We start from the raw sequence: 21,886 nt of genomic DNA on the forward strand, positions 1-21,886 counted from the left end.
CCCGCCGGCAAGGTCCGGCACGGCCGCCTTGTGCATGGCTGTCGGGTGCCATGCCCGACCACGCCGGCGACCTCCAACTTCTATACTGGCCCCGATGCCCACACCCGAACGAACTGCCTCGACCGATGTGCGTATGCGCGGCTTCACGCAGCGCGCCGAGGTGCCCACCGCCCTCGCCTGGATCGACGCCCACACGCCCTTGCTGCCCGGTGAATCCGTGGCCGTCGACGAGGCCACGGGGCGGGTGCTGCTGCAGGAGGTGATCGCGCCCATCGCGGTGCCCGAGTTCGACCGCGCGGCCATGGACGGCTATGCGCTGCGCGGCGGCGAGACCACGGGGGCCGGCGAATACAACCCGCTCGAATTTCCGATCGCCGGCCACGCCTGGCCCGGCCGTCCCTTCGAAGGCGAGGTGCCCGCGGGCGCCGCCATCCGCATCATGACCGGCGCCCCGGTGCCGCGCGGGCTGGACGCCGTGGTGCCCGCCGAGTACGCGAGCGAGCAGGACGGACGCCTGGCCATCACGCGCGCCGTCGCGCCGGGCCAGCACGTGGGCCACGTCGGCGAGGACATCGCGCGCGGCAGCACCGCGCTGGCCACGGGCCGCCGCCTGCGCCCGCAGGACGCGGGGCTGGCGGCGTCGCTCGGCCTGGCGCAGTTGCAGGTGGTGCGCCGGCCGCGCGTGCGGCTGCTCGTCACCGGCAACGAGGTGCGCGCGCCCGGCACGCCCAAGGGCCCGAGCGAGATCTACGACGCCAACTCCGTCACCTTGCGCGGCCTCGTGGCGCGCGACGGCGGCCTGCTCGAGTCGCACCAGCGCCTGGGCGACGACCCGCAAATCATCGCGCAGGCACTGGCCGCGCCCGGTGCCGACGTGGTGCTCATTTCCGGCGGCTCCAGCGTGGGCGCCGAGGACCACGCGCCGCGCCTGCTGGCCGAACTCGGCGAACTCGCGATCCACGGCATCGCGATGCGGCCCTCCAGCCCGGCCGGCATGGGGCGCATCGGCGACACGCTGGTGTTCCTGCTGCCGGGCAACCCGGTCTCCTGCCTGTGCGCCTACGACTTCTTTGCCGGGCGTGCGATCCGACTGCTCGGCGGCCGGCCCGCCGACTGGCCCTACCCGCGCACGCGCGCCACCGTGGCGCGCAAGATCGTCTCGCAGGTGGGGCGCGTCGACTACGTGCGCGTGAAGATCGGCGCCGACGGCGTGGAGCCGCTCGCGCTCTCGGGCGCCTCGGTGCTGAGCTCGACCACGCGCGCCGACGGCTTCGTGATCGCCCCCGCCGAAAGCGAAGGCTTCGGGCCCGGGACCGACGTCACTGTTCATCTGTACGAGTGCCTGTGAAAGCCCAATCGCAATTTCTCGATGTCGTCACGCGGGACGAGGCCGAGCGCCGCTTCCGCGAACACCTGCGCCTCGCGCCGCTGGGCCGCGAGACCATTCCCCTGCACGCGGCGCTGGGCCGGGTGCTCGCCGACGACGCGGTCGCCGCCATCGACGTGCCCGGCTTCGACCGCTCCAACGTCGACGGCTTTGCCGTGCAGGCCGCCGACACCTGGGGCGCGATGGAAGAACAGGTCCGCGCGCTGGCCCTCGTGGGCGAGACGCTCGCACCGGGCATCGTGCCGCAGCGCGAAGTGACGCCCGGGTGCGCCACGGCGATCGCCACCGGCGGCATGCTGCCGCGCGGCGCCGACGCGGTGGTGATGGTGGAACACACCGACCTCGACGGCGGCAACGTGCAGGTGCGCCGCGCCGCCACGGCCGGCGAGAACGTCAGCTACGCCGGCACCGACATCGCGCGCGGCGAGACCGTGCTGCGCGCCGGCCAGGTGCTGAGCTCGCGCGAGATCGGCGTGCTCGCGGCGCTGGGCCTGGCCGAGGTCGGCGTGTGGCGCAAGCCGCGCATCGCCATCTTCTCCACCGGCAACGAGATCGTCGCGCCCGGTGCGCCGCTGCCCATGGGCGCGGTGTACGACTCCAACGCCGCCATCATCGGCGCCGCGGTCGAGGAACTGGGCGGCGAGCCGGTGCGCCTGGGCGTGATCCCCGACGACGAGGCCCTGCTGTCGGCCGCGCTCACGCAGGGCCTGGCATGCGACGCCGTCGTCTTCTCGGGCGGCACGTCCAAAGGCGAAGGCGACCTGTCGTACCGTGTGGTGGCCGCCCTCGGCGACCCGGGCGTGGTGGCGCACGGCGTGGCGCTCAAGCCCGGCAAGCCGGTGTGCCTGGCGGTCACGGGCGGCAAGCCGGTCGTGATCCTGCCGGGCTTTCCGACCTCGGCGGTCTTCACCTTCCACGAGTTCCTGGCGCCCGTGATCCGCGCCTTCGCGGGCCGGCCGCCGCAGCGGCACGCGCACGTGGCGGCCACGCTGCCGATGCGCGTGAATTCCGAGCGCGGCCGCACCGAGTACCTCCTGGTGGGCCTGGTGCCCACCGACGACGGCGTGGCCGCCTACCCGATGGGCAAGGGCTCGGGCTCGGTCACCACCTTCAGCAGCGCCGACGGCTTCATCACCATCGGCCAGCACACCGAGATCGTCGACGCCGGCGCCCCCGTGCAGGTGCAGCTGCTGGGCCAGGGACTGGACGCCGCCGACCTGATCTTCATCGGCAGCCATTGCGTGGGCCTGGACTGGCTGGCCGGCGAGCTGATGCGCCAGGGCATCCGCATCAAGGCCATGAACGTGGGCAGCACCGGCGGGCTGATGGCCGCCAAGCGCGGCGAATGCGACGTGGCCGGCATCCACCTGATGGACCCGACCACGGGCGTCTACAACCGGCCGCTGCTCACGCCGGGCCTCGAACTGGTGACGGGCTACGGCCGCATGCAGGGCGTGGTCCATCGCCCCGGCGACACGCGCTTCGAGGGCCTGGACGCCGCCGCGGCCATCGCGGCCGCGAGCGCGCAGCCCGGCTGCACCATGGTCAACCGCAACGCCGGCAGCGGCACGCGCATCCTCATCGACCGCCTGCTCGGCGGCGCGCAACCGCCCGGCTACGGCGTGCAGACCAAGTCGCACAACGCGGTGGCGGTGGCCGTGGCGCAGCAGCGCGCCGACTGGGGCCTGGCCATCGACACGGTCGCGCGGCAGTACGGGCTGGGCTTCATTCCCGTGCAGGAGGAACGCTACGACTTCGTGGTGCCCCAGGCACGGCTTGGGCGCGCGCCGGTGCAGGCCTTCATTGCGTTGCTGCAATCGGCCGATGCGCGCGAGGCGCTGGGCCGGCTGGGCTTTCGCGTCGATGCCGCCGCTTGATGGCCGAACCGCTTCTTTCTTTCACTCTCGAGGACTGACACGATGACGATGGCTTCGCGCAGACGCTTCACCCTTCTCGCCCTCGCCGGCGCACTTGCTGGTGCGCTGCTCGCGCCGATGGCGCACGCCCAGGACAAGTTCATCGTGCTGGCCTCGACCACCTCGACGGAACAGTCGGGCCTGTTCAAGCACCTGCTGCCGCAGTTCACCAAGGCATCGGGCACCGAGGTGCGCGTGGTGGCGGTGGGCACCGGGCAGGCGCTGGACATGGCGCGCCGCGGCGACGCCGACGCGCTGTTCGTGCACGACCAGCCCGCCGAAGAGAAGTTCGTCGCCGAAGGCTTCGGCCTGCCGCGTCGCCCGGTCATGTACAACGACTTCGTGCTGATCGGGCCCAAGTCCGACCCGGCCGGCGTGCGCGGCAACGACATCGCGGCGGCGCTCAAGCGCCTGGGCACCACGGGCGGCGCCTTCGTCTCGCGCGGCGACAAGAGCGGCACGCATGCGGCCGAACTGCGCCAGTGGAAACTCGCCGGCATCGACCTGGCCGCCGCCAAGCCGGCCGGCTACAAGGAATGCGGCTGCGGCATGGGCCAGGCGCTCAACATCGCGGCGTCGACCAATGCCTATGTGCTGTCCGACCGCGGCACCTGGCTCAACTTCAAGAACCGCGCCGACCTGGGCATCGTGGTCGAGGGCGACAAGCAGCTGTTCAACCAGTACGGCGTGATCGTCGTGAACCCGGCCAGGCACCCGCACGTGAAGAAAGACCTGGCGCAGGCGTTCTCCGACTGGGTCGTGTCGCGCGACGGGCAGGCCGCGATCGCCGCGTACAAGATCGGCGGCGAGCAGCTCTTCTTCCCGAACGCGGGCCAGTGAACGGCGCGCCGGTCGATGGCCGGGCCGGGCCACGCGATGAACACCGCCTCGCGGTGGCGATGAAGGCCGTCCCTCGATGAACACCGTGACCGAAGGCTGGGCGCTGGCCTGGCGCCTCATCACCGGCGCCGACCCCGAACTCGTGCGCATCACGGCGCTCTCGCTGCAGGTGAGCGCCACGGCCTGCCTGATCGGCGCGCTGTTCGGCCTGCTGCTGGGCGCATGGCTGGCGGTGGCGCGGTTTCCGGGGCATGCGCTGGCCGTGTGGCTGGTGAACACGCTGCTGGCCCTGCCCGCCGTGGTCGTGGGCCTGCTGGTGTACCTGCTGCTCTCGCGCTCGGGGCCGCTGGGCGAACTGGGCATCCTGTTCACGCCGTCGGCGATGGTGGTGGCGCAGAGCGTGCTCGTCACGCCGCTGATCGCCGCGCTGTCGCGCCGGCTCGTGATGGCGGCGCTGGCCGACGGCGGCGACCAGCTGCGCTCGCTGGGCGCCGGGCCGCTCGCCACCGCCCTGCTGATGCTGGTGCACGACCGGATGGGCGTGGCCACCGTGCTGCTCACGGCCTTCGCGCGGGCCATCGCCGAGGTCGGCGCCGTGATGATCGTCGGCGGCAACATCGCCGGCGTCACGCGCGTGATGACCACCACCATCGCGCTGGAGACCAGCAAGGGCGACCTCGCGCTGGCCCTGGCGCTGGGCATCGTGCTGCTGGCGGTGGTCGGCGCGGTCAACGGCGCCATCGGGCTGCTGCAATGGCTGGCCACGCGCCCGCTGAGCACCGCCCCGCCGGCGAAGCCGCGCGCGGTGCGCCGCACGCCCGCCTCGCACACGCCGGCCGCGGTCGGCACGGTGCCGCTGATCCGGCTCGAGCGCGCCACGGTGCGCTTCGGCGCGCTGGTCGCGCTGGACGAGGCCTCGCTGACCCTGCACCGGAGCGACCGGCTCGTGCTCGTGGGCGCCAACGGCTCGGGCAAGACCACGCTGCTGCGGCTGCTGCACGGGCTGCTGCCCTGCGAAGGGCGCTGCGAGCGCCTGCCGCTGCGGCCCGAAGGCCGCCTGCCGCGCGCGGCCATGCTGTTCCAGCGCCCGTTCCTGCTGAGCCTCTCGGTGTGGCGCAATGTGTGGGTGGGCCTGTGGCTGGCGGGCGTGCCGGCCGCCGAGCGCAGCGAGCGCTGCGGCCTGGCGCTGGCGCGCGTGGGCCTGCTCGAACATGCCGAGCGCTCGGCGCGTTCGCTGTCGGGCGGCCAGCAACAGCGCCTGGGCCTGGCGCGCGCCTGGGCGCTGCAGCCGGACATCCTGTTCCTGGACGAGCCCACGGCCAGCCTGGACCCTGGCGCCAAGAACGAGATCGAGGCCCTCATCGAAGAAGTCGCCCACAGCGGCGTGACGATCGTGATGAGCACGCACAACCTCGGGCAGGCCAAGCGCCTGGCCACGCGCGTGGCGTACCTGCACGCGGGGTGCATCGTGGTCGAGCGGCCTGTGGCGAGCTTCTTCGACTCGGACGATCTGCCGCCCGAGGCCGCCCAGTTCCTGCAGGGCGAGCTGGGCTGGTACCTTCAGCCCTAGCGCCGGCGGGCGGGTCGGCGGTTCCGCGCCCCTCGCCTTCGCTTACACGGCATCCCGATCCAGCGAGGCAAAATACCGCGATGGAAATCACTGTCGCGGTCTCGCTGCCGACACGCCTTCCTTCCGGGTCTGGGCGCGGCCACTTCCTTCGCCTGCACAGAGACCTCACCGACCGGCTGCGAACGCACGACCGCCCCCGATAACCGAATACGCAGAGCCCTCATGAAAATAGCCACCTGGAACGTCAACTCCCTCACCGCGCGCCTGCAGCATGTGCTCGACTGGCTCATCGCCAACCCGGTCGATGTGCTGTGCCTGCAGGAGCTCAAGATGACCGACGACAAGTTTCCGCTCGAGGTGCTGAAGTCGGCCGGCTACGAAGCGGCGGTGTTCGGGCAGAAGACCTACAACGGCGTCGCCATCCTCAGCCTGGCGCCGGTGCGCGACGTGGTGAAGAACATCGAGAACTTCGCCGACGAGCAGTCGCGCGTGATCGCCGCCACCATCGAGACGCCCTCGGGCCCGCTGCGCGTGATCAACGGCTACTTCGTGAACGGCCAGGAACCGGGCAGCGAGAAGTTCGCCTACAAGATGAAGTGGCTCGACGCGCTGCACGCCTACATTGCGCGTGAACTCGCGGCGCACCCGAACCTCGTGCTGCTGGGCGACTTCAACGTCACGCCCGAGGACCGCGACAGCTTCGACCCCGTGGGCCTGAAGGAAACGATCCACCACACGACCGAAGAGCGCGACCACTTCAAGGCGCTGCTCGGCCTGGGCCTGACCGACAGCTTCCGCATGTTCGAGCAGCCCGAAAAAAGCTTCTCGTGGTGGGACTACCGCATGCTGGGCTACCAGAAGAACCGCGGCCTGCGCATCGACCACATCCTCGTGAGCGAGCCGCTGCGGCCGCTGGTGAAGGGCTGCGTCATCGACCGCGTGCCGCGCAAGTGGGAAAAGCCGAGCGACCACGCCCCGGTGGTGCTCGAACTCGGCGCGGGCGCCTGACGGCCATGACGACGCCGATCGCCGCACGCCTTGCCCGTTCCGCCGCGATCGCCGCCGCGGCGCTCGCGCTGGCCGCCTGCTCGGTGCTCAAGCCGGGCGGCGGATCGGAAAGCGGCACAGGCAGCACATCGCCCGGCGGCGCAACCGCCACCGAAGGCAGCCGCGACGTGCCGACCGTGCGGCTCATCACCGCGCAGACGCCCGCGATCCGCACCTACCGCAAGACCGGCGCACGCCACATCTACAAGGCGTATGCCAGCCGCATCTACAAAGGCAAGATCCCGCCGCTGGTGTACGCCGTGGTGGTGGTCGAGACCGAGATCGATGCGAACGGCAAGGTCACCAACGTCACGTTCAGCCGCGTGCCCAGCCATGCGCCCGAGGTGCCGCCGATGATCGCGGAGCTGGTCAAGGCGACCTCGCCCTTGCCGAGCCCCGGCAAGCTGGGCGGTCACACGTACGTCGACACCTGGCTCTGGGACAAGAGCGGCAATTTCCAGCTCGATTCCCTCACGCTCGGCCAGCGCAGCCGGTAATAAAAAAAAGGCCCTGGGAGGGCCTTTTCATTCGATACCGAGTTCCTGGATTTTCCGGGTGATGGTGTTGCGCCCGATGCCCAGCTTCTGGGCCGCCTCGATGCGCCGGCCGCGCGTGTTGGCCAGCGCGGTGAGGATCAGCCGCGATTCGAAGCGACGCGTGAGCACGTCCCACACGTCGGTGCGGCCTGCGGCCAGCAGCGCCTGAGCCTCGGCCTCGAGGCCGCTTTCCCAGGCGCTGGGGCCCGTCGGTGCGCCTGGCACCGCCTCGGGGGCCGCGACCACCGGCGCGGACGCGTCGCGCTCGACGGCCAACGGCGCTGCAGCCTGCACGGGCGCCGCCGCCTCGGCCACCGCCGCATGCACGTCCGCCCCGCTGCCCGCCATCACTTCGGGCGGCAGGTCTTTCGACTCGATCAGCTGCGCGGGCGCCATCACGGTCAGCCAGTGGCAGATATTCTCGAGCTGGCGCACGTTGCCCGGGAAGTTGAAGGCCGCAAGCCTGGCCAGCGCCGCATCGGAGATGCGCTTGGGCTCGACGCCCAGCTGGCGCGCGCTCTGCTGCAGGAAGTGGCGCGTGAGCGCGGGCACGTCTTCGCCGCGTTCGCGCAGCGCGGGCAGGCGCAGGCGGATCACGTTGAGGCGGTGGAACAGGTCTTCGCGGAAACCGCCGAGCTTCACGCGCTGCTCGAGGTCCTGGTGGGTGGCCGCGATGACGCGCACGTTGGCCTTGACCGAGTTGTGGCCGCCCACGCGGTAGAAGTGGCCGTCGCTGAGCACGCGCAAGAGGCGCGTCTGCAGGTCGAAGGGCATGTCGCCGATTTCGTCGAGGAACAGCGTGCCGCCCTCGGCCTGCTCGAAGCGGCCGCGGCGCATGGTCTGCGCGCCGGTGAAGGCGCCGCGCTCGTGGCCGAAGAGTTCGCTCTCGAGCAGGTCTTTCGGAATGGCGGCGGTGTTGATCGCCACGAAGGGGCCGTTGGCGCGCGGCGAGTGCTTGTGCAGCGCGCGCGCCACCAGCTCCTTACCCGAGCCCGATTCGCCGGTGATGAGCACCGTGACGTTGCTTTGCGACAGCCGGCCGATGGCACGGAACACGTCCTGCATCGCGGGCGCCTGGCCGAGCATCTCGGGCGCAGCGACCATGCGCTCTTCGGACACCTCTTCGCGCTGGCTTTCGTCGACGGCGCGGCGGATGAGTTCCACGGCACGCGGCAGGTCGAAGGGCTTGGGCAGGTATTCGAAGGCGCCGCCCTGGAAGGCCGAGACCGCGCTGTCCAGGTCGGAGAAGGCGGTCATGATGATGACCGGCAGGCCGGGGTGCTTGGCCTTGATCTTGTCGAGCAGGTCGAGCCCCGAGCCGCCCGGCATGCGGATGTCGCTCACCAGGACCTGCGGGCCCTGCTGCTCGTCGCCTTCGGCCTGTTCGAGCGCGGCCAGCACTTCGCGTGTGTTCGTGAAGCTGCGCGTGGGCAGGTCTTCGCGCAGCAGTGCCTTCTCGAGCACGAAGCGTATCGATTGGTCGTCATCAACTATCCAGATCGGCTTCATGCATCTCCTCTGTTGCCGGGGCTGCGCTAGGGCAGCGGAATCAATATCTTGAAATCGGTTCGGCCCGGGACGCTGTCGCACTCGATCACGCCGTGATGCTGTTGCACAAAAGTTTGCGCAAGCGTCAGTCCCAGCCCGGTCCCGCCTTCCCTGCCCGAAACGAGCGGATAGAAGATGCGGTCCTTGATCGTGTCCGGCACACCCGGTCCATTGTCGATGACATGCAATTCCAGTGCCAATCGATACCACTGCTTGTTGAAGATCACCTGGCGGGCCACACGGGTCTTGAAAGTGATCTGCGCATCGCCCGCCGCGCGGCGCTCGGCCAGGGCCTGCGCCGCGTTGTGCGCGATGTTGAGCGTGGCCTGGATGAGCTGCTCGCGGTCGCCGCGGAACTCGGGAATGGAGACGTCGAAGTCGCGCTCGATGTGCAGGTCGCGCGGAAACTCGGCCAGGATCACCGAGCGCACGCGCTCGCACACCTCGTGGATGTTCACGTCGCCCACCACGTGCGGGCGCCGGTGCGGCGCCAGCAGCCGGTCGACCAGCGTCTGCAGCCGGTCGGCCTCGTGGATGATGACCTGGGTGTACTCGATGAGGTCGCGCGACTCGACCTCCATCTGCAGTAACTGCGCCGCGCCGCGGATGCCGCCCAGCGGGTTCTTGATCTCGTGCGCGAGGTTGCGGATGAGTTCCTTGTTGGCCTGCGCCTGGTCGATCAGGCGCTCCTCGCGGTCCTGGCGCACCTGCTGCTCCAGCGGCGACATCTCGATGATGAGCTCGCCCTTCTTGTCGCCGTGCGCGAGCGTGACCTGCACGGGCATCAGCTCGTGGTTCACGCGGCGCAAAAAGGCCTCGTAGCGCAGCGTGGCGAAGTCGTTGCTGCTGGCGCCGTCGAGCGCGGTGCGCAGCACCTGCGGCTCATGGAAACAAGCGCCGAACTGCGAGCCCTCGAGCGTGCGCCGCGAGGTACCCAGCGCGTCTTCGAGGCCCGCGTTGGCGAACAGCACCGAGCCGTCGCTGTTGACCACCGCGATCAGCGTGGACAAGAGGTCGAAGGCGCGAAAGCGCGGATTGGCGCCAGTCGCCTTCTTGCCGAACACCATGGACTGCGCGCCGCTTACTGCGCTTGCGGCTTGCCGGGCAGGCGGCCGATTTCGCGGCGGATGCCGGCGATGTCGCTCTCGTTGCGCGCGAGTTCGGCCTTCATCTCGGCCACGCGGTCCAGGTACTTCTGGTAGTTGCGGCCTTCGCTGCCCTGCTTCTCGGGCTCGCCGTTGTTGTATTCCTTCTTGAGCTCGGTCTGGCGGGCCTCGGCCTTGCGCAGCTCGGCCTCGAGCACCGAGCGCGCCTCGCCGTCGCGGGCGCGCTGGTCGACGCCTTCGACGCGCGGGCTGCCCGCCGGGGCGCGCGCGGCGGATGAACCGCCCGACGACGACGCGCTGCCACCACCGCCGCCCGAAGGCTTCGTGCCCTGCACGACGGTGACGTTGCCGCCTTCCATGATCTTGCAGCCCTTTTGCTGGGCCACGGTCGCGTTGTTGGTGTACTCGTTGCCGCAGCGCCAGACGCGCTCTTGCGCGAGCGCCGCCGTGGCGGTGGCGAACGAGGCGGCGGCCAGGAAAATCAGGGAAGCAGTCTTCATTTGGATCCGGAGAGGGCGCGACAAACGCGCATTTTGATGCAATTCGGGCCCGCTCACGACAGGGTGTTCCGCACCAAGGAAAAAGGACGGCCGGGGCCGTCCTTTTGTCTTACTTGCCCGCCGAGGCGGGCTTGCTGTGGCGCTTTTTACAGCGAGTAGTACATGTCGAATTCGACCGGATGGGTCGCCATGCGGAAGCGCGTGACTTCCTGCATCTTGAGGTCGATGTACGCGTCGATGTACGAGTCGGTGAACACGCCGCCCTTGGTCAGGAACGCACGGTCCTTGTCCAGGTGCTCCAGGGCCTGGTCCAGGCTGTGGCAGACGGTCGGGATCAGCGCGTCTTCTTCCGGCGGCAGGTGGTACAGGTCCTTGCTGGCGGCTTCGCCCGGATGGATCTTGTTTTCCACGCCGTCCAGGCCGGCCATCAGCAGCGCGGCAAAGCCCAGGTACGGGTTCATCAGCGGATCGGGGAAGCGCGCTTCGACGCGGCGGCCCTTCGGGTTGGCCACGAACGGGATGCGGATCGAGGCCGAGCGGTTCTTGGCCGAGTAGGCCAGCTTCACCGGGGCTTCGAAGCCGGGCACCAGGCGCTTGTAGCTGTTGGTGCCGGGGTTCGTGATGGCGTTCAGGGCACGGGCGTGCTTGATGATGCCGCCGATGTAGTGCAGCGCGAAGTCCGACAGACCTGCGTAGCCGTCGCCGGCGAACAGGTTCTTGCCGTCCTTCCAGACCGACTGGTGCACGTGCATGCCGGAGCCGTTGTCGCCAACGATGGGCTTGGGCATGAAGGTGGCGGTCTTGCCATAGGCGTGGGCCACGTTGTGGATCACGTACTTCTGCAGCTGAACCCAGTCGGCGCGCTGCACCAGCGTGCTGAAGCGGGTGCCGATCTCGAGCTGGCCGGCGTTGGCCACTTCATGGTGATGCACTTCGACCGGGATGCCCAGCGATTCGAGCACCAGGCTCATTTCGGAGCGCATGTCCTGGAAGCTGTCGACCGGGGGCACCGGGAAGTAGCCGCCCTTGACTGCGGGACGGTGGCCGCTGTTGCCGTGCTCGAACTCCTTGTCGGTGTTCCACGAGGCTTCTTCGGACTCGATCTTCACGAAGCAGCCCGACATGTCGTTCTTCCAGCGCACGCCGTCGAACACGAAGAATTCGGGTTCCGGTCCGAAGTAGGCGGTGTCGCCCAGGCCGGAAGCCTTCATGTACGCCTCGGCGCGCTTGGCGAGCGAACGCGGGTCGCGCTCGTAGGCCTTGCCGTCGGCCGGGTCGATCACGTCGCAGGTCAGGATCAGCGTCGTTTCTTCGAAGAACGGGTCGATGTTGGCGGTGTTCGGGTCGGGCATGAGCTGCATGTCCGAGGCTTCGATGCCCTTCCAACCGGCGATGGACGAACCGTCGAACGCGTGGCCCGAGGTGAATTTGTCTTCATCGAAGTGCGACACGGGCACGGTCACGTGCTGCTCTTTGCCGCGGGTGTCGGTGAAGCGCAAGTCGACGAACTTGACCTCGTTTTCCTTGACGAGCTTGAGTACATCGGCGACGGTCTTTGCCATCAGTTTCTCCTGAGTTGGATGGTGGTTAGGAATACAGGGACGGGAGGATGCAGTTTCTGTGCCATTGTCACCCCGCCGGATGAGGCCCGGGTGACGGCCCAGGGGCTGCCGGAAAAGGAAAAAATCACCAAATTGGTGCAATGCAGATTAACGCACCAATTCAGGGCCAAGCTTCGCATCGAAAGTGTGCAGACCTTCGATGAGCTGGCCATAGGCGGCATCGAGCTTCGCAGGGTCGCCCTTGACGCCCAGCTCGATGTGACGCCCGTACTGGGGGTGATCCACGCTGGGCAGGCTGAACACCTTGATGCCGGCGTGGGCCTGCTCGATGGCCTGCATCAGCGGCGTGAGGGTGGCTTCCATCGCACCGAAAACGATCACGGACTTCTCGGCGATGGCGTTGCGGGTGAACAGATCGGCATAACGGCTGTCAAGCACCGACTCGATCATCGGCCAGGCCATGACCGGGAAGCCCGGCACGAAATGCACGTGCTCGACGCTGAACCCCGGGATCTTGTTGTACGGGTTGCGGATGATCGACGCGCCCTGCGGAAACACGCCCATGTTCAGGCGGTGGATGTTGTCGGGCCGGTCGGGTTCGTAGGGCACGCCCTGCTCCAGGGCCGTGTCCTGCATGCGCTCGCGGATCAGCGCCTCGGCCTCGGGGTGCAGCGCCAGCGGCACGCGCAGGGCCTGGGCGGCGCACTGGCGGGTGTGGTCGTCGGGCGTGGCGCCGATGCCGCCGGTCGAGAACACGATGTCGCCCGAGGCGAAGGCGCGCATCAGGGCCGCGGTGATCCGCGTAGGCTCGTCGCCCACGTACTCGGCCCAGCCCAGCTGCAGGCCGCGCGCGGCCAGCAGCTCGATGACCTTGGCCATGTGCTTGTCGGCCCGCTTGCCGGAAAGGATCTCGTCGCCGACGACGATGAGACCGAATGCGCGTGTCATGGAGAACTCCATTGAGAAAGAGCGGCCTTGTTGGCCTCGGTGGCTTCGGCCGCCTCGATCGCCTGCTGCTGCGCGTCGCCGCTGCCGGCCGCGGGCTGCAGCGCCGCGCGCTGGGCGCGCAGTTGGGTCAGGGCGTCGAGGCAGTAGTGCGCAAACCAGAGCGCGGAGAAAGCAAAGACCAGCGTGTAGATCCAGATGGCGATCGGCACCAGCACGAAGAAGGCGGCGGCGAACAGCAGGCCCGAGGCCCACACGATGCTCGGCGCGGCGCCCAGGTAGCCGCACAGCACGCCGATGCACAGCAGCGGCAGCCGGTGGGCGCGCAGCAGCGCGGCGCGTTCCTCGGGGCTGGCGTGCTCGGCCAGCGCGTCGAAGCTCATCACCCGGTAGGTGAGCCAGCCCCAGATCAGCGGCGGCAGGATCAGCACCAGCGGCGGAATGAGCCACAGCGGCATCGACACCACCAGCGCGATCAGCGCCAGCACGGTGGCGCCGAGCGAGCGCAGCACGCTGCCGAAGAAGGAGGCGCCCTTCTTCTGCTCCAGCGTGGGAAAGCGCCGTTCGGCCACGAGCTTGGTGAGCGCCGGCGCCATGAAGCCGGCCACGATGAGCAGCGACAGCACGACGATCAGCGGCGTGACGCCGAACACCACCACCAGCGGCGCCAGCGCGGCCGTGACGTCGCTGGAGAAGAGGCGCCCGATCCAGGCCCAGAAGCTGGACAGCAGCGGCCAGGCGTCGAGGGCCTCGCGCGTCCAGGCGACGGCCGCGTCCCAGTAGAAGTAGCCGAGCCCCGCGGCCAGCAGCACCATGAGCGCCAATGGCAGGAGCGACAGCACGATCACGCGCGGGAGCATGCAATAGGCCACCGCGCGCCAGAAGGAGTCGAGGAGCAGGCGCATGAGGTTCGAGGATAGCGCAAGGCCCCGGCCCGCCAGCCGCCGGGCCTGCGGGCGGATCAGGCGCGGCCGAACAGCCGCTTCAGCCCCAGCCACTGCTGCGACCAGAAGCCCTGGCCGTAGTCGCGCGGCCGCCCGTCGGCGCCGGGCTCGACCTGGTCGCGGATGCCGGTCGGGTCGTAGCGGTTTTCGAAGTTGGCGGTGCGAAAGAGCATGTCCCACCAGGGCAGCAGCACGCCGAAGTTGTGGCCGCCCAGCGTGCTCCGGCCGTGCGACTCATGCCCCAGCCCGATGCTGTGGTGCAGCCGGTGAAAGCGCGGGCTGACCCACAGCCGCTCGCCGATGGCCCCGAAACTCAGCCGCAGGTTGGCGTGCTGCAGGCTCTCGCTGAGCTGGGTGAAGGCCACGACGGCAATGAACTGGCCCGGCGCCACGCCGATCAGCTGCGCCACGATGACGATGAGCGTGTCATGGATGACGTCGTCCAGCAGGTGGTTGCGGTCGTCGCTCCACATCGTCATCTGGCGCTGCGAGTGGTGCAGCGAATGCAGGCTCCACCACCAGTTGAACTGGTGCTGGCCGCGGTGGATCCAGTAGCCGACGAAGTCGAGCACCACGAGGTAGATGGCAAAGGCCACCCACGGCACGTCGGTCACGCCGGGCCAGGCCTCGTCCAGGTGGAAGGTGCCCCACCCGGCCATGCGCAGGCTGCCGAGCAGGTCGTCGAACAGCGGCTGCAGCGTGAAGAACAGCGCCAGCCGGAACAGGCCCAGCCGGTGGATCAGCGTGTAGAGCACGTCGGTGCGGATGGCGCGGCGGTCGGTCACGGCCTCGACCGCGCGCCAGCGCTGCAGCGGGCCGATCACGGCCAGCAGCACGAGGATCTGGATCACGCCGACCAGCAGCCAGCCGGTGGCGTCGAAGGCGTCCTCGGCCCAGCCGCCCAGGCCGATGGCGTACACCAGCGGCTGCACGGCGGTCTCGAAGAGCCAGCCCTGCATGGCGGAAAAAACGTCGGTCAACCAGTCGATCACGGCGAAAACTCAGGAATCAAGGATGGGAGGCGATCCAGGCGCGGTAGTCCGGGTGCTGGCGCAGCGTGCGAAAACAGAAGCCCTTGGCCTTCAGGCCGACGATGAGCGGCTCCAGGTTGGCGGGCGCCCACGGGTCCTTGCGCGACCAGATGCCCAGGTGCGCCAGCAGGATGTCGCCGGGGCGGATGCCCGCGAGCGCCTGGGCCAGCAGCTTCTGGTTGCTGAACGTCTCGCTCGGCAGCTCGTCGCCGAGGAAGCCGGCGGGCGACCAGCCCACGTGCGCATAACCGCAGTCTTTGGCGGCCGCCAGCAGCGCGGGCGAGGTCTTGCCGCCCGGCGCGCGGTACAGCGGCAATGGCCTCTTGCCGGTGATGGCGGCCAGCCGGTCGGACGACTTGCGGATGTCGGCGCAGTACTGGGCCGCGCTCCAGACCGACTCCTTGCCGGTCTGCGGGCCGGCCGACGGCTTGATGCGAAAGCTCGGCGGCGTGCCCTTGACGTCGCCGCGCCAGTAGGCGTGATCGTAGGTGTGCGAGCCGAACTCGTGGCCCTCGGCCGCCCTCGCCTTCCACCACGGCGCCCAGTGGTCGTCCAGGCTGTCGCCGTCGGTCTGGGTGCGCTCGGCGGCGGCGAAGAAGGTGACGCGCACGTCCTGGCGCTTGAGCACGTCGGCCACCAGCGGGGCGATGCCCATGTGGCCGGTGTCCAGCGTCAGGTAGACCGGCTTGTCGCAGGCGGCGGCTTCCTGGGCCCCGGCCGCCGGCACGGTGGCGCAGGCCAGCGCCGCGACGGCGAAGGCCACCCCGGCGGTGCGCACACCGCGCACGCGCTCAGATGCGCTTGGCATGGTCGAGGGTCCAGACGCCGTGCGGCGAGCGGCCGACGTTGATCTGCCGCACGACCTTCTGGCTCGCGAGATCGACCACCGTGAGCTTCTTGGCCCAGCGCGAGGTCACGTACAGCGTCTTGCCGTCGGCCGACACGTCCATGCAGTCAGGGCCGCCGGGCACGTTGTAGGTGGCGACGACCTTCAGCGTGGTCAGGTCGATGCGGCTGATGGTGTTGGCCACCCGGTTGCTCACGAACACGGTCTTGCCGTCGCCCGCCGAGCGGAAGGCGTGGGCGCCCTTGCCGGTAGGGATCTTGCCGACCAGCTTGGGCTGGGCGCCGGCCACGTCGAACACCTGCACGCCGTCGCTGCCGGTGAGGCCCACGAGCAGCGTCTTGTCGTTGTGGGCGCCGAAGATGTCGGCCGGCATGGCGCCGGTGGCCATGCGCCAGCGGATGGTCTGCGTCGGCAGGTCGACCGCGATCAGCTCGTCGCTGTCCTGCATGGTGACGTAGGCCACGGTGCTGGTGTTGTCGATCCAGATGTGGCTGGGCGTCTTGCCGGTGGCGATGCGCTTGACCAGCTTCAGGTCCTTGCCGTCCCAGCGGTACACGTCGACGTGGTTCAGGCGGTTGGCCGCCGTGACGAACCACTTCATGTCGCGCGAGAACTGCAGCTGGTAGGGATCGATGATGCCGTACACCACGCGCTGCACCTCGGCCGTGCGTGGGTCCAGGAAGGTGAGCGAATCGCCCGCCGAATTGGCCACGATGACCGACTTCTCGTCGGGCGTCATGTAGATGTGGTGCGGCTCCTTGCCGGTGGGAATGCGCTGCTTCTCGGTCCAGTCGACCGGGTTGATCACGCTCACGCTGGCGTCCAGCGAATTGAGCACAAAAACCGGTGGAGGGGCCGGCGGCGCCGCCGCGGCGGGGAGGGTCACCAGGGCTGTCAGGCACAGGCAGGACAGCAGGAAGGCCGCGATGCGGCCGTTCGGGCGGGCAGGGAGTCGCAAGGGAAGGTTCCGGGAGAGGGTTAACAATCTTAACGGTCGAACCCGACAAACAGCTGACCGCCGGCGCCCCCTCACCCGCTGTTGCGCCCGGCGCCTTGACCTATGTCAAGCGGCCCGGGGCACGGGCGCCCGCAGCTGGGCCACCTGTTCGGCCGTGAGCCAGCGCCATTGCCCCGGCGCCAGGTCGTCCGGCAGCGCCAGGCCGCCGATGCGCGACCGGTGCAGCCCTTCGACCCGGTTGCCGACCGCGGCCAGCATTCGCTTGACCTGGTGGTACTTGCCCTCGGTGAGGGTGAGCCGCAAGTGCAGCGGGCTGTCGGATTCGCAGGCGGCCGCGCGCACGGGCTTCGGGTCGTCGTCGAGCACCACGCCGGCCAGCAGCCTGGCGATCTGCGCCTCGTCGATCGGGTGCTTGGCCGTCACCTCGTAGACCTTGGGCACGTGGTGCTTGGGCGAACCCATCTTGTGGATGAACTGGCCGTCGTCGGTCAGCAGCAGCAGGCCGGTCGTGTCCTGGTCGAGCCGGCCGATGGCCTGCACGCCCTGCACCGCGCCCTTGTTGGGCCGCAGCCGCAGCGGCGACGGCAGCAGCGTGTAGATGCTCGGGTAGGTCGAGGGCTTCTGCGAGCACTCGGTGCCGGCCGGCTTGTGCAGCATCAGGTAGGCCTTCTCGTGGCAGGCCCACTCGGTGCCCTGCACGGTGAACAGCAGGCCTTCGGGGTCGAGATCGGCGAAGGGGTCGGTCACGGCCGCGCCGGCAATGCTCACGTGGCCTTGCTGGACCAGGCCCGCGCACACGCGGCGGGTGCCGAAGCCCTGGGTATAGAGGATGTCTTGCAGGTGCATGAAAAATGAAAAAAGCGGCCGTGCCGACAGGGGCACGACCGCCTTCAAGTGTGCCGCAGGTTCAGTACCCGGCGGCCAGGCCCGTGTTGCGGCGCGGGTCGTTGGCGCCGTAGAAGCGGTTCGCACCCACCGGCTTGCCGCCCAGCGAGGGCGCGCCGACGATGATCGCCGCCAGGTGGTTGGCCGGCTGCGGCACGCCCAGGTTGTGGCCCATGTCGGTCAGGATCTTGCGGGTGTCGGGGCTGATCGCGAAGGTCTCGACGTTGGTCACGTCGGGCAGCCATTGCTGGTGGAAGCGCGGCGCATCGACGGCCTCCTGCACGTTCATGCCGTAGTCGACCACGTTCAGGATGGTGTGCAGCACGGCCGTGATGATGCGGCTGCCGCCGGGCGTGCCGACCACGAAGACCGGCTTGCCGTCTTTCGACACGATGGTCGGGCTCATCGAGCTCAGCGGGCGCTTGCCCGGGGCGATGGCGTTGGCCTCGCCCTGCACCAGGCCGTACATGTTGGGCACGCCGATCTTGGAGGTGAAGTCGTCCATCTCGTTGTTCAGCAGCACGCCGGTCTTGTCGGCCGTGACCTTGGCGCCGAACCAGTCGTTCAGCGTGTAGGTGACCGAGACCGCGTTGCCCCACTTGTCGGTGATCGAATAGTGGGTGGTGTTGCTGCCTTCATGCGGCGCCACGCCGGGCTTGATGTCCTTGGAAACGCCGGCCTTCTTGGGGTCGATGGCGGCGCGGATCTTGGCGGCATAGCCCTTGTCGAGCAGGCGGTCGAGCGGGTTCTTCACGAAGTCGGGGTCGCCCAGGTAGCTGTTGCGGTCCACGTAGGCGTGGCGCATGGCTTCGATCTGGTAGTGCACCGACTCCGCCGAGCGAAAGCCCAGGTCCTTGAGCGGGTAGCCCTCGAGGATGTTGAGCATCTCGCAGATGATCACGCCGCCCGAACTCGGCGGCGGCGCCGACACCACGCGGTAGCCGCGGTAGTCGCACTCGACCGGCGCGAGTTCGCGCGTCTTGTACTGGTCGAGGTCGGCCTGCGTGATGATGCCCTTGCCGGCCTGACTCGACGCCACGATGGCCTTGCCGACCCAGCCCTTGTAGAAGCCGTCGGTGCCCTTGGCGCTGATTTCCTTCAGTGTCTTGGCCAGGTCTTTCTGCACCAGCTTCTGGCCGACCGCGAAGGGCTCGCCCTTGTTCAGGAAGATCGCGCCGGAGACCGGGTCTTTCTTGAAGTCGTTGGTGGCGGTGAGCAGCATGTCGATGTCGCCCTGCTCCAGCGCGAAGCCCTTGTCGGCCAGCTGGACCGACGGGGCGATGAGGTCAGCGCGCTTCATCGTGCCGTACTTCTCGCGCGCGTACTCCATGCCCGAGACCGAGCCCGGCACGCCGACGGCGAGGTGGCCATGGGTGCTCAGGCCCTTGACGACGTTGCCGTCCTTGTCGAGGTACATGTTGGCCGTGGCGGCCAGCGGGGCCTTCTCGCGGAAGTCCAGGAAGGTCTTGCGGCCGTCGGCCAGCTGCACGGTCATGAAGCCGCCGCCGCCGAGGTTGCCGGCGGCCGGGTACACCACCGCCAGCGCATAGCCCACAGCCACGGCCGCATCGACCGCGTTGCCGCCGCGCTTGAGCACGTCGACGCCGACCTTGCTGGCCAGGTGCTGCGCGCTCACGACCATGCCGTGTTCGGCCGCCACCGGCGCCTGCGACGCGGCCTGCGCGCCGCCGGCCGCCGCCAGGGTGAGCGCGGCCGCGACGGCGGCGCGCAGGGTGGGGGTCCACTTGAAGTGCTGCATGGAAAAGTCTCCTCTGTGCGTTGGATGAAGAATGAGGGAGGGGTGAATGGTGTGGGCCTTCAGGCCGTGAGCAGCGCCTTGCGCCGCAGGCTTTGCAGCGCCTGCGCGACCTGCTCCTGCGCGAAGGCGTGCAGCGCCGACGGATCGGTCAGCGGCTGGTCGTCCTTGAGGAAGCGCAGGCGTTCGGCGCGCACCTCATCGAGCAGGAAAGCGGCCAGCGCCTCGTGCGAGTGCGCCCCGTCGAGCAGCGGCAGCAGGCTGCGTTCGAGCACCGTGAGCGACACCGGCTCGTGCCACTGGTTGCAGAGCACGGCCGTCGCTTGCGACGCGGGCATGCCGGCCAGCGCGCGGCGCACCGGGGCCAGCACCTGCGGCAACGCGGACACCGAAGCAGCCGCCGACACCGGCGTGCGGCGGATGCGCAGCGCGCCGAGGATCAGCAGCTCTTCGAGCATGGCCAGCACGATGGGTTCGACGGCCGCGCGCGGCTCGCCGGTGAGCGTCACCACGGCGGCCAGCAAAGCCTCGGTCGACATCGAACACGGATAGCTGGCATCGAGCGCCTGCGCCACCGCCTTGTGCGCCGGCAGCCGCAACGTGACCTTCAGGTCGCGCAGCGCGGTGCAGGGCTGCTCGCGGGCGTCGATGGTGAGCGCATCACCGCCATCGACGCGGAAGATGCCGGCGAACTCCAGCGCGCGCAGGCGGGGAACTTCGAGGCGGTAGCGGATGTTCGCGGCGTTGCCCTGCTTCACCAGCAGCGTCTGGCGGAAGGTGCGGTTGACGAGGAAGTCGAGGTACTGCTCCATCATCACCTGGCTGCCGCCGCACTCGCGCAGCAGCGGGTCGCGCACCTTCTCGCCGTAGTTCTGCACGAACATGGTCGAGGGCTCGGCGTCGCACAGGTAGGCCAGCCCGCGCGCTTCGGCACGCGCGACGAACTCCTTGAAATAGCAGGGCTCGTTGCAGGGCTCGAGGAACTCGTGCAGCAGGTAGTAGTTGCCGGAGTTGCGCACGATCGGCATCGTCTCTTCGAGCGTCTTGCGCAGCACGCTGTCGGGCCGGGCCGACTGCTCGAGGAACTCGAGCATGCCGCGCGCGTAGGAGAGCTTTTCTTCGGGCGTGTCGCGCGGGCCGCCGCGCAAAATCATCGCGTCACGCACGATCTCGCGCGCCTTCCAGCCGGGGTACACGTTGTAGCTCACGTACACCACGCCATTGGGCGCCAGGTTCTCGGCGCACACGCGCAGGATCGCGTCCTGCACCGGCCCCGGCACCCAGCTGTAGACGCCGTGGCAGACGATGTAGTCGAACAGGCCGAACGAGGCGTCGATGTCGGCGATGTTGAAGGCCTTGAGCTCGATGTTCGACAGCCCCGCCTGGTCGAGCGCCGCGGCGCCCTGGGCCACCTGCACGCGCGACAGGTCGACCCCGACCGCGTGGGCTTGCGGATGGCGCGCCGCGAACGGGATCAGGTTGCCGCCGGCGGCGCAGCCCAGTTCGAGCACGCGCGCCTTCTGCGGCGGCGGCGCCTCGAGTCCGAACAGGAAGGCCAGGGCTTCCAGGTGCTCCACGGCGGACTGGGGAAACGGGTGCGAGTCGTAGGGCACCGCATCGTAGTAACTGGTGAGCGTGGAAGTCAGAGAGTCCGGCACGAACGTCCTTTGGGGATCGGAAGGGGCTGCAGCAGTGCTCGCAGACTATAGCCCCGTGCCCTCGCAAAAAGAAGCCGGCGCGGGTCGACCCGCCCTGCCCTGGCCGCAGGCTCATGCGCTTGCACGACCTCTTTAGAATGGCCCGATGAACTGGCGCATCACACTGTTTCCCCTGGCTTTGGTCATTGCCGGCTGCTCGACGCCGCCCAACCAGATCGTTCCCTTCCGCGACGGTGTGCTGCGTGCCATGACCTACACCCAGGCCTCGGACTACTGCAGCGCCAAGAGCCAGGAGCCGAAGTGGCTCGGCAAGGCACCGGCCGAATCCGGCGTGCTGTTCCAGTGCCAGTAGGCCACCTCATCACGCAGGGCTGACGCCCGGCCGCACCGCTCAGGCGTCGATGTCGATCAGCGCCAACCCGCTCTCGCGGTCGCAGGTCTTGCGCAGGTAGCCCGGCGACTCGACCATTTCATGGCGAGGCGTGTTCTTCCGTTCAAGGCGTCATCGTGGGGAGTTCTGCCTGCAGTCCTCGGCGGTGCCCCGGCAGTCGTCCTGGCGCGAGGGCGCGCCGGGGTCGTCCACGCGGGGCTTGTCTTCGCCGGCCCGCTTCGCGTCCGCCGGTGGCTTTTTCACCATGCCGGGGTCGCGGTCGGGCGGCGCGGGCTTCACCAGCCGCGGATGGCCATGGGGCGGCGGCTTCACGAGGAGTTCGGGGTCGGGGCCGGGTTGCGCTTGCGGCTTGACCGGCGGTGGCGGCGGCTTGTCGGTCGACTGCGCGGCGGCCGGCCCGGCAACGAGCGCCGCAACGCCCAGGACCCCGATGGCGAGGCTTCCGGCAAACATCGATTT

Annotated in this window: 20 protein-coding genes; 7 read left to right on the forward strand and 13 right to left on the reverse strand. The window is 69.2% G+C overall.

The window, feature by feature from the left end; translation table 11 throughout:
* Positions 1-94 precede the first annotated feature (94 nt).
* The 6 genes from AC07YS_RS10855 to AC07YS_RS10880 all read left to right on the forward strand — a co-directional run bounded on the left by AC07YS_RS10855 (position 95) and on the right by AC07YS_RS10880 (position 7,257).
* Positions 95-1,348 (forward strand): molybdopterin molybdotransferase MoeA, encoded by a 1,254-nt coding sequence (locus AC07YS_RS10855; RefSeq protein WP_307694352.1) that lies wholly within the window; start codon positions 95-97, stop codon positions 1,346-1,348.
* Positions 1,345-3,264, forward strand: a complete 1,920-nt coding sequence (locus AC07YS_RS10860) for a molybdopterin biosynthesis protein (RefSeq protein ID WP_495267679.1) — start codon at positions 1,345-1,347, stop codon at positions 3,262-3,264. Before AC07YS_RS10855 ends, AC07YS_RS10860 begins: the two co-directional genes overlap by 4 nt.
* Positions 3,265-3,312: 48 nt before the next feature.
* Entirely contained in the window at positions 3,313-4,143 is an 831-nt protein-coding gene (locus AC07YS_RS10865) for an ABC transporter substrate-binding protein (RefSeq protein WP_447742671.1), read from the forward strand.
* A 76-nt stretch (positions 4,144-4,219) separates the two neighbouring features.
* On the forward strand, positions 4,220-5,713 hold the full coding sequence (locus tag AC07YS_RS10870; protein ID WP_495267680.1) for an ABC transporter permease: 1,494 nt from the start codon (positions 4,220-4,222) through the stop codon (positions 5,711-5,713).
* 222 nt (positions 5,714-5,935) lie between these two features.
* Entirely contained in the window at positions 5,936-6,721 is a 786-nt protein-coding gene (gene xth / locus AC07YS_RS10875) for an exodeoxyribonuclease III (protein WP_095744475.1), read from the forward strand.
* A gap of 5 nt (positions 6,722-6,726) precedes the next feature.
* Positions 6,727-7,257, forward strand: a complete 531-nt coding sequence (locus AC07YS_RS10880; protein WP_159277719.1) for a hypothetical protein — start codon at positions 6,727-6,729, stop codon at positions 7,255-7,257.
* Positions 7,258-7,284: 27 nt separating this feature from the next.
* On the opposite strand, the gene ntrC is transcribed toward AC07YS_RS10880, so the two are convergent.
* From ntrC to AC07YS_RS10940, 12 genes are all read right to left on the reverse strand, one after another.
* A complete protein-coding gene (ntrC, locus tag AC07YS_RS10885; protein ID WP_070059801.1) occupies positions 7,285-8,805 on the reverse strand; it encodes a nitrogen regulation protein NR(I) in 1,521 nt (506 codons plus the stop codon).
* A gap of 26 nt (positions 8,806-8,831) precedes the next feature.
* Complete coding sequence (gene glnL / locus AC07YS_RS10890) at positions 8,832-9,911, reverse strand: nitrogen regulation protein NR(II) (RefSeq protein WP_062470910.1); 1,080 nt, start codon at positions 9,909-9,911, stop codon at positions 8,832-8,834.
* A gap of 14 nt (positions 9,912-9,925) precedes the next feature.
* A complete protein-coding gene (locus AC07YS_RS10895; RefSeq protein ID WP_095744472.1) occupies positions 9,926-10,450 on the reverse strand; it encodes a hypothetical protein in 525 nt (174 codons plus the stop codon).
* A gap of 146 nt (positions 10,451-10,596) precedes the next feature.
* Complete coding sequence (gene glnA / locus AC07YS_RS10900; RefSeq protein WP_062470904.1) at positions 10,597-12,012, reverse strand: type I glutamate--ammonia ligase; 1,416 nt, start codon at positions 12,010-12,012, stop codon at positions 10,597-10,599.
* A 147-nt stretch (positions 12,013-12,159) separates the two neighbouring features.
* Positions 12,160-12,960, reverse strand: coding sequence for a competence/damage-inducible protein A (locus AC07YS_RS10905; RefSeq protein ID WP_167394999.1), 801 nt, complete (start codon positions 12,958-12,960; stop codon positions 12,160-12,162).
* Complete coding sequence (locus AC07YS_RS10910) at positions 12,957-13,862, reverse strand: EI24 domain-containing protein (protein WP_495267681.1); 906 nt, start codon at positions 13,860-13,862, stop codon at positions 12,957-12,959. The genes AC07YS_RS10905 and AC07YS_RS10910 overlap by 4 nt, the downstream gene beginning before the upstream one ends.
* A 56-nt stretch (positions 13,863-13,918) precedes the next feature.
* On the reverse strand, positions 13,919-14,893 hold the full coding sequence (locus AC07YS_RS10915) for a sterol desaturase family protein (protein WP_495267682.1): 975 nt from the start codon (positions 14,891-14,893) through the stop codon (positions 13,919-13,921).
* A gap of 16 nt (positions 14,894-14,909) precedes the next feature.
* Positions 14,910-15,740, reverse strand: a complete 831-nt coding sequence (locus AC07YS_RS10920) for a polysaccharide deacetylase family protein (protein WP_495267683.1) — start codon at positions 15,738-15,740, stop codon at positions 14,910-14,912.
* Positions 15,724-16,737, reverse strand: a complete 1,014-nt coding sequence (locus tag AC07YS_RS10925) for a YncE family protein (protein ID WP_062470897.1) — start codon at positions 16,735-16,737, stop codon at positions 15,724-15,726. Before AC07YS_RS10925 ends, AC07YS_RS10920 begins: the two co-directional genes overlap by 17 nt.
* Before the next feature lie 105 nt (positions 16,738-16,842).
* Complete coding sequence (locus tag AC07YS_RS10930) at positions 16,843-17,583, reverse strand: pseudouridine synthase (protein WP_495267684.1); 741 nt, start codon at positions 17,581-17,583, stop codon at positions 16,843-16,845.
* 61 nt (positions 17,584-17,644) lie between these two features.
* Positions 17,645-19,381, reverse strand: a complete 1,737-nt coding sequence (gene ggt, locus AC07YS_RS10935) for a gamma-glutamyltransferase (RefSeq protein WP_070059809.1) — start codon at positions 19,379-19,381, stop codon at positions 17,645-17,647.
* A gap of 59 nt (positions 19,382-19,440) precedes the next feature.
* Entirely contained in the window at positions 19,441-21,036 is a 1,596-nt protein-coding gene (locus AC07YS_RS10940; protein ID WP_495267685.1) for a class I SAM-dependent methyltransferase, read from the reverse strand.
* Between the two features lie 145 nt (positions 21,037-21,181).
* Between AC07YS_RS10940 and AC07YS_RS10945 the strand changes: the two genes are divergently transcribed.
* Complete coding sequence (locus AC07YS_RS10945) at positions 21,182-21,388, forward strand: hypothetical protein (RefSeq protein WP_062470893.1); 207 nt, start codon at positions 21,182-21,184, stop codon at positions 21,386-21,388.
* Positions 21,389-21,538: 150 nt separating this feature from the next.
* Here the strand turns inward: AC07YS_RS10945 and AC07YS_RS10950 are convergent, their stop codons facing one another.
* Complete coding sequence (locus tag AC07YS_RS10950) at positions 21,539-21,880, reverse strand: hypothetical protein (RefSeq protein WP_495267686.1); 342 nt, start codon at positions 21,878-21,880, stop codon at positions 21,539-21,541.
* Positions 21,881-21,886 lie beyond the last annotated feature (6 nt).

Source organism: Variovorax sp. GW458-11-26-14-LB1, assembly GCF_059423965.1.

Coding starts and splice junctions, on each gene's coding strand:
- AC07YS_RS10855 (WP_307694352.1), top strand. CDS start 95: ATGCCCACACCCGAACGAACTGCCTCGACCGATGTGCGTATGCGCGGC.
- AC07YS_RS10865 (WP_447742671.1), top strand. CDS start 3,313: ATGGCTTCGCGCAGACGCTTCACCCTTCTCGCCCTCGCCGGCGCACTT.
- AC07YS_RS10870 (WP_495267680.1), top strand. CDS start 4,220: ATGAACACCGTGACCGAAGGCTGGGCGCTGGCCTGGCGCCTCATCACC.
- xth (WP_095744475.1), top strand. CDS start 5,936: ATGAAAATAGCCACCTGGAACGTCAACTCCCTCACCGCGCGCCTGCAG.
- AC07YS_RS10880 (WP_159277719.1), top strand. CDS start 6,727: ATGACGACGCCGATCGCCGCACGCCTTGCCCGTTCCGCCGCGATCGCC.
- ntrC (WP_070059801.1), bottom strand. CDS start 8,805: ATGAAGCCGATCTGGATAGTTGATGACGACCAATCGATACGCTTCGTG.
- glnL (WP_062470910.1), bottom strand. CDS start 9,911: ATGGTGTTCGGCAAGAAGGCGACTGGCGCCAATCCGCGCTTTCGCGCC.
- AC07YS_RS10895 (WP_095744472.1), bottom strand. CDS start 10,450: ATGAAGACTGCTTCCCTGATTTTCCTGGCCGCCGCCTCGTTCGCCACC.
- glnA (WP_062470904.1), bottom strand. CDS start 12,012: ATGGCAAAGACCGTCGCCGATGTACTCAAGCTCGTCAAGGAAAACGAG.
- AC07YS_RS10905 (WP_167394999.1), bottom strand. CDS start 12,960: ATGACACGCGCATTCGGTCTCATCGTCGTCGGCGACGAGATCCTTTCC.
- AC07YS_RS10910 (WP_495267681.1), bottom strand. CDS start 13,862: ATGCGCCTGCTCCTCGACTCCTTCTGGCGCGCGGTGGCCTATTGCATG.
- AC07YS_RS10920 (WP_495267683.1), bottom strand. CDS start 15,740: ATGCCAAGCGCATCTGAGCGCGTGCGCGGTGTGCGCACCGCCGGGGTG.
- AC07YS_RS10930 (WP_495267684.1), bottom strand. CDS start 17,583: ATGCACCTGCAAGACATCCTCTATACCCAGGGCTTCGGCACCCGCCGC.
- ggt (WP_070059809.1), bottom strand. CDS start 19,381: ATGCAGCACTTCAAGTGGACCCCCACCCTGCGCGCCGCCGTCGCGGCC.
- AC07YS_RS10945 (WP_062470893.1), top strand. CDS start 21,182: ATGAACTGGCGCATCACACTGTTTCCCCTGGCTTTGGTCATTGCCGGC.
- AC07YS_RS10950 (WP_495267686.1), bottom strand. CDS start 21,880: ATGTTTGCCGGAAGCCTCGCCATCGGGGTCCTGGGCGTTGCGGCGCTC.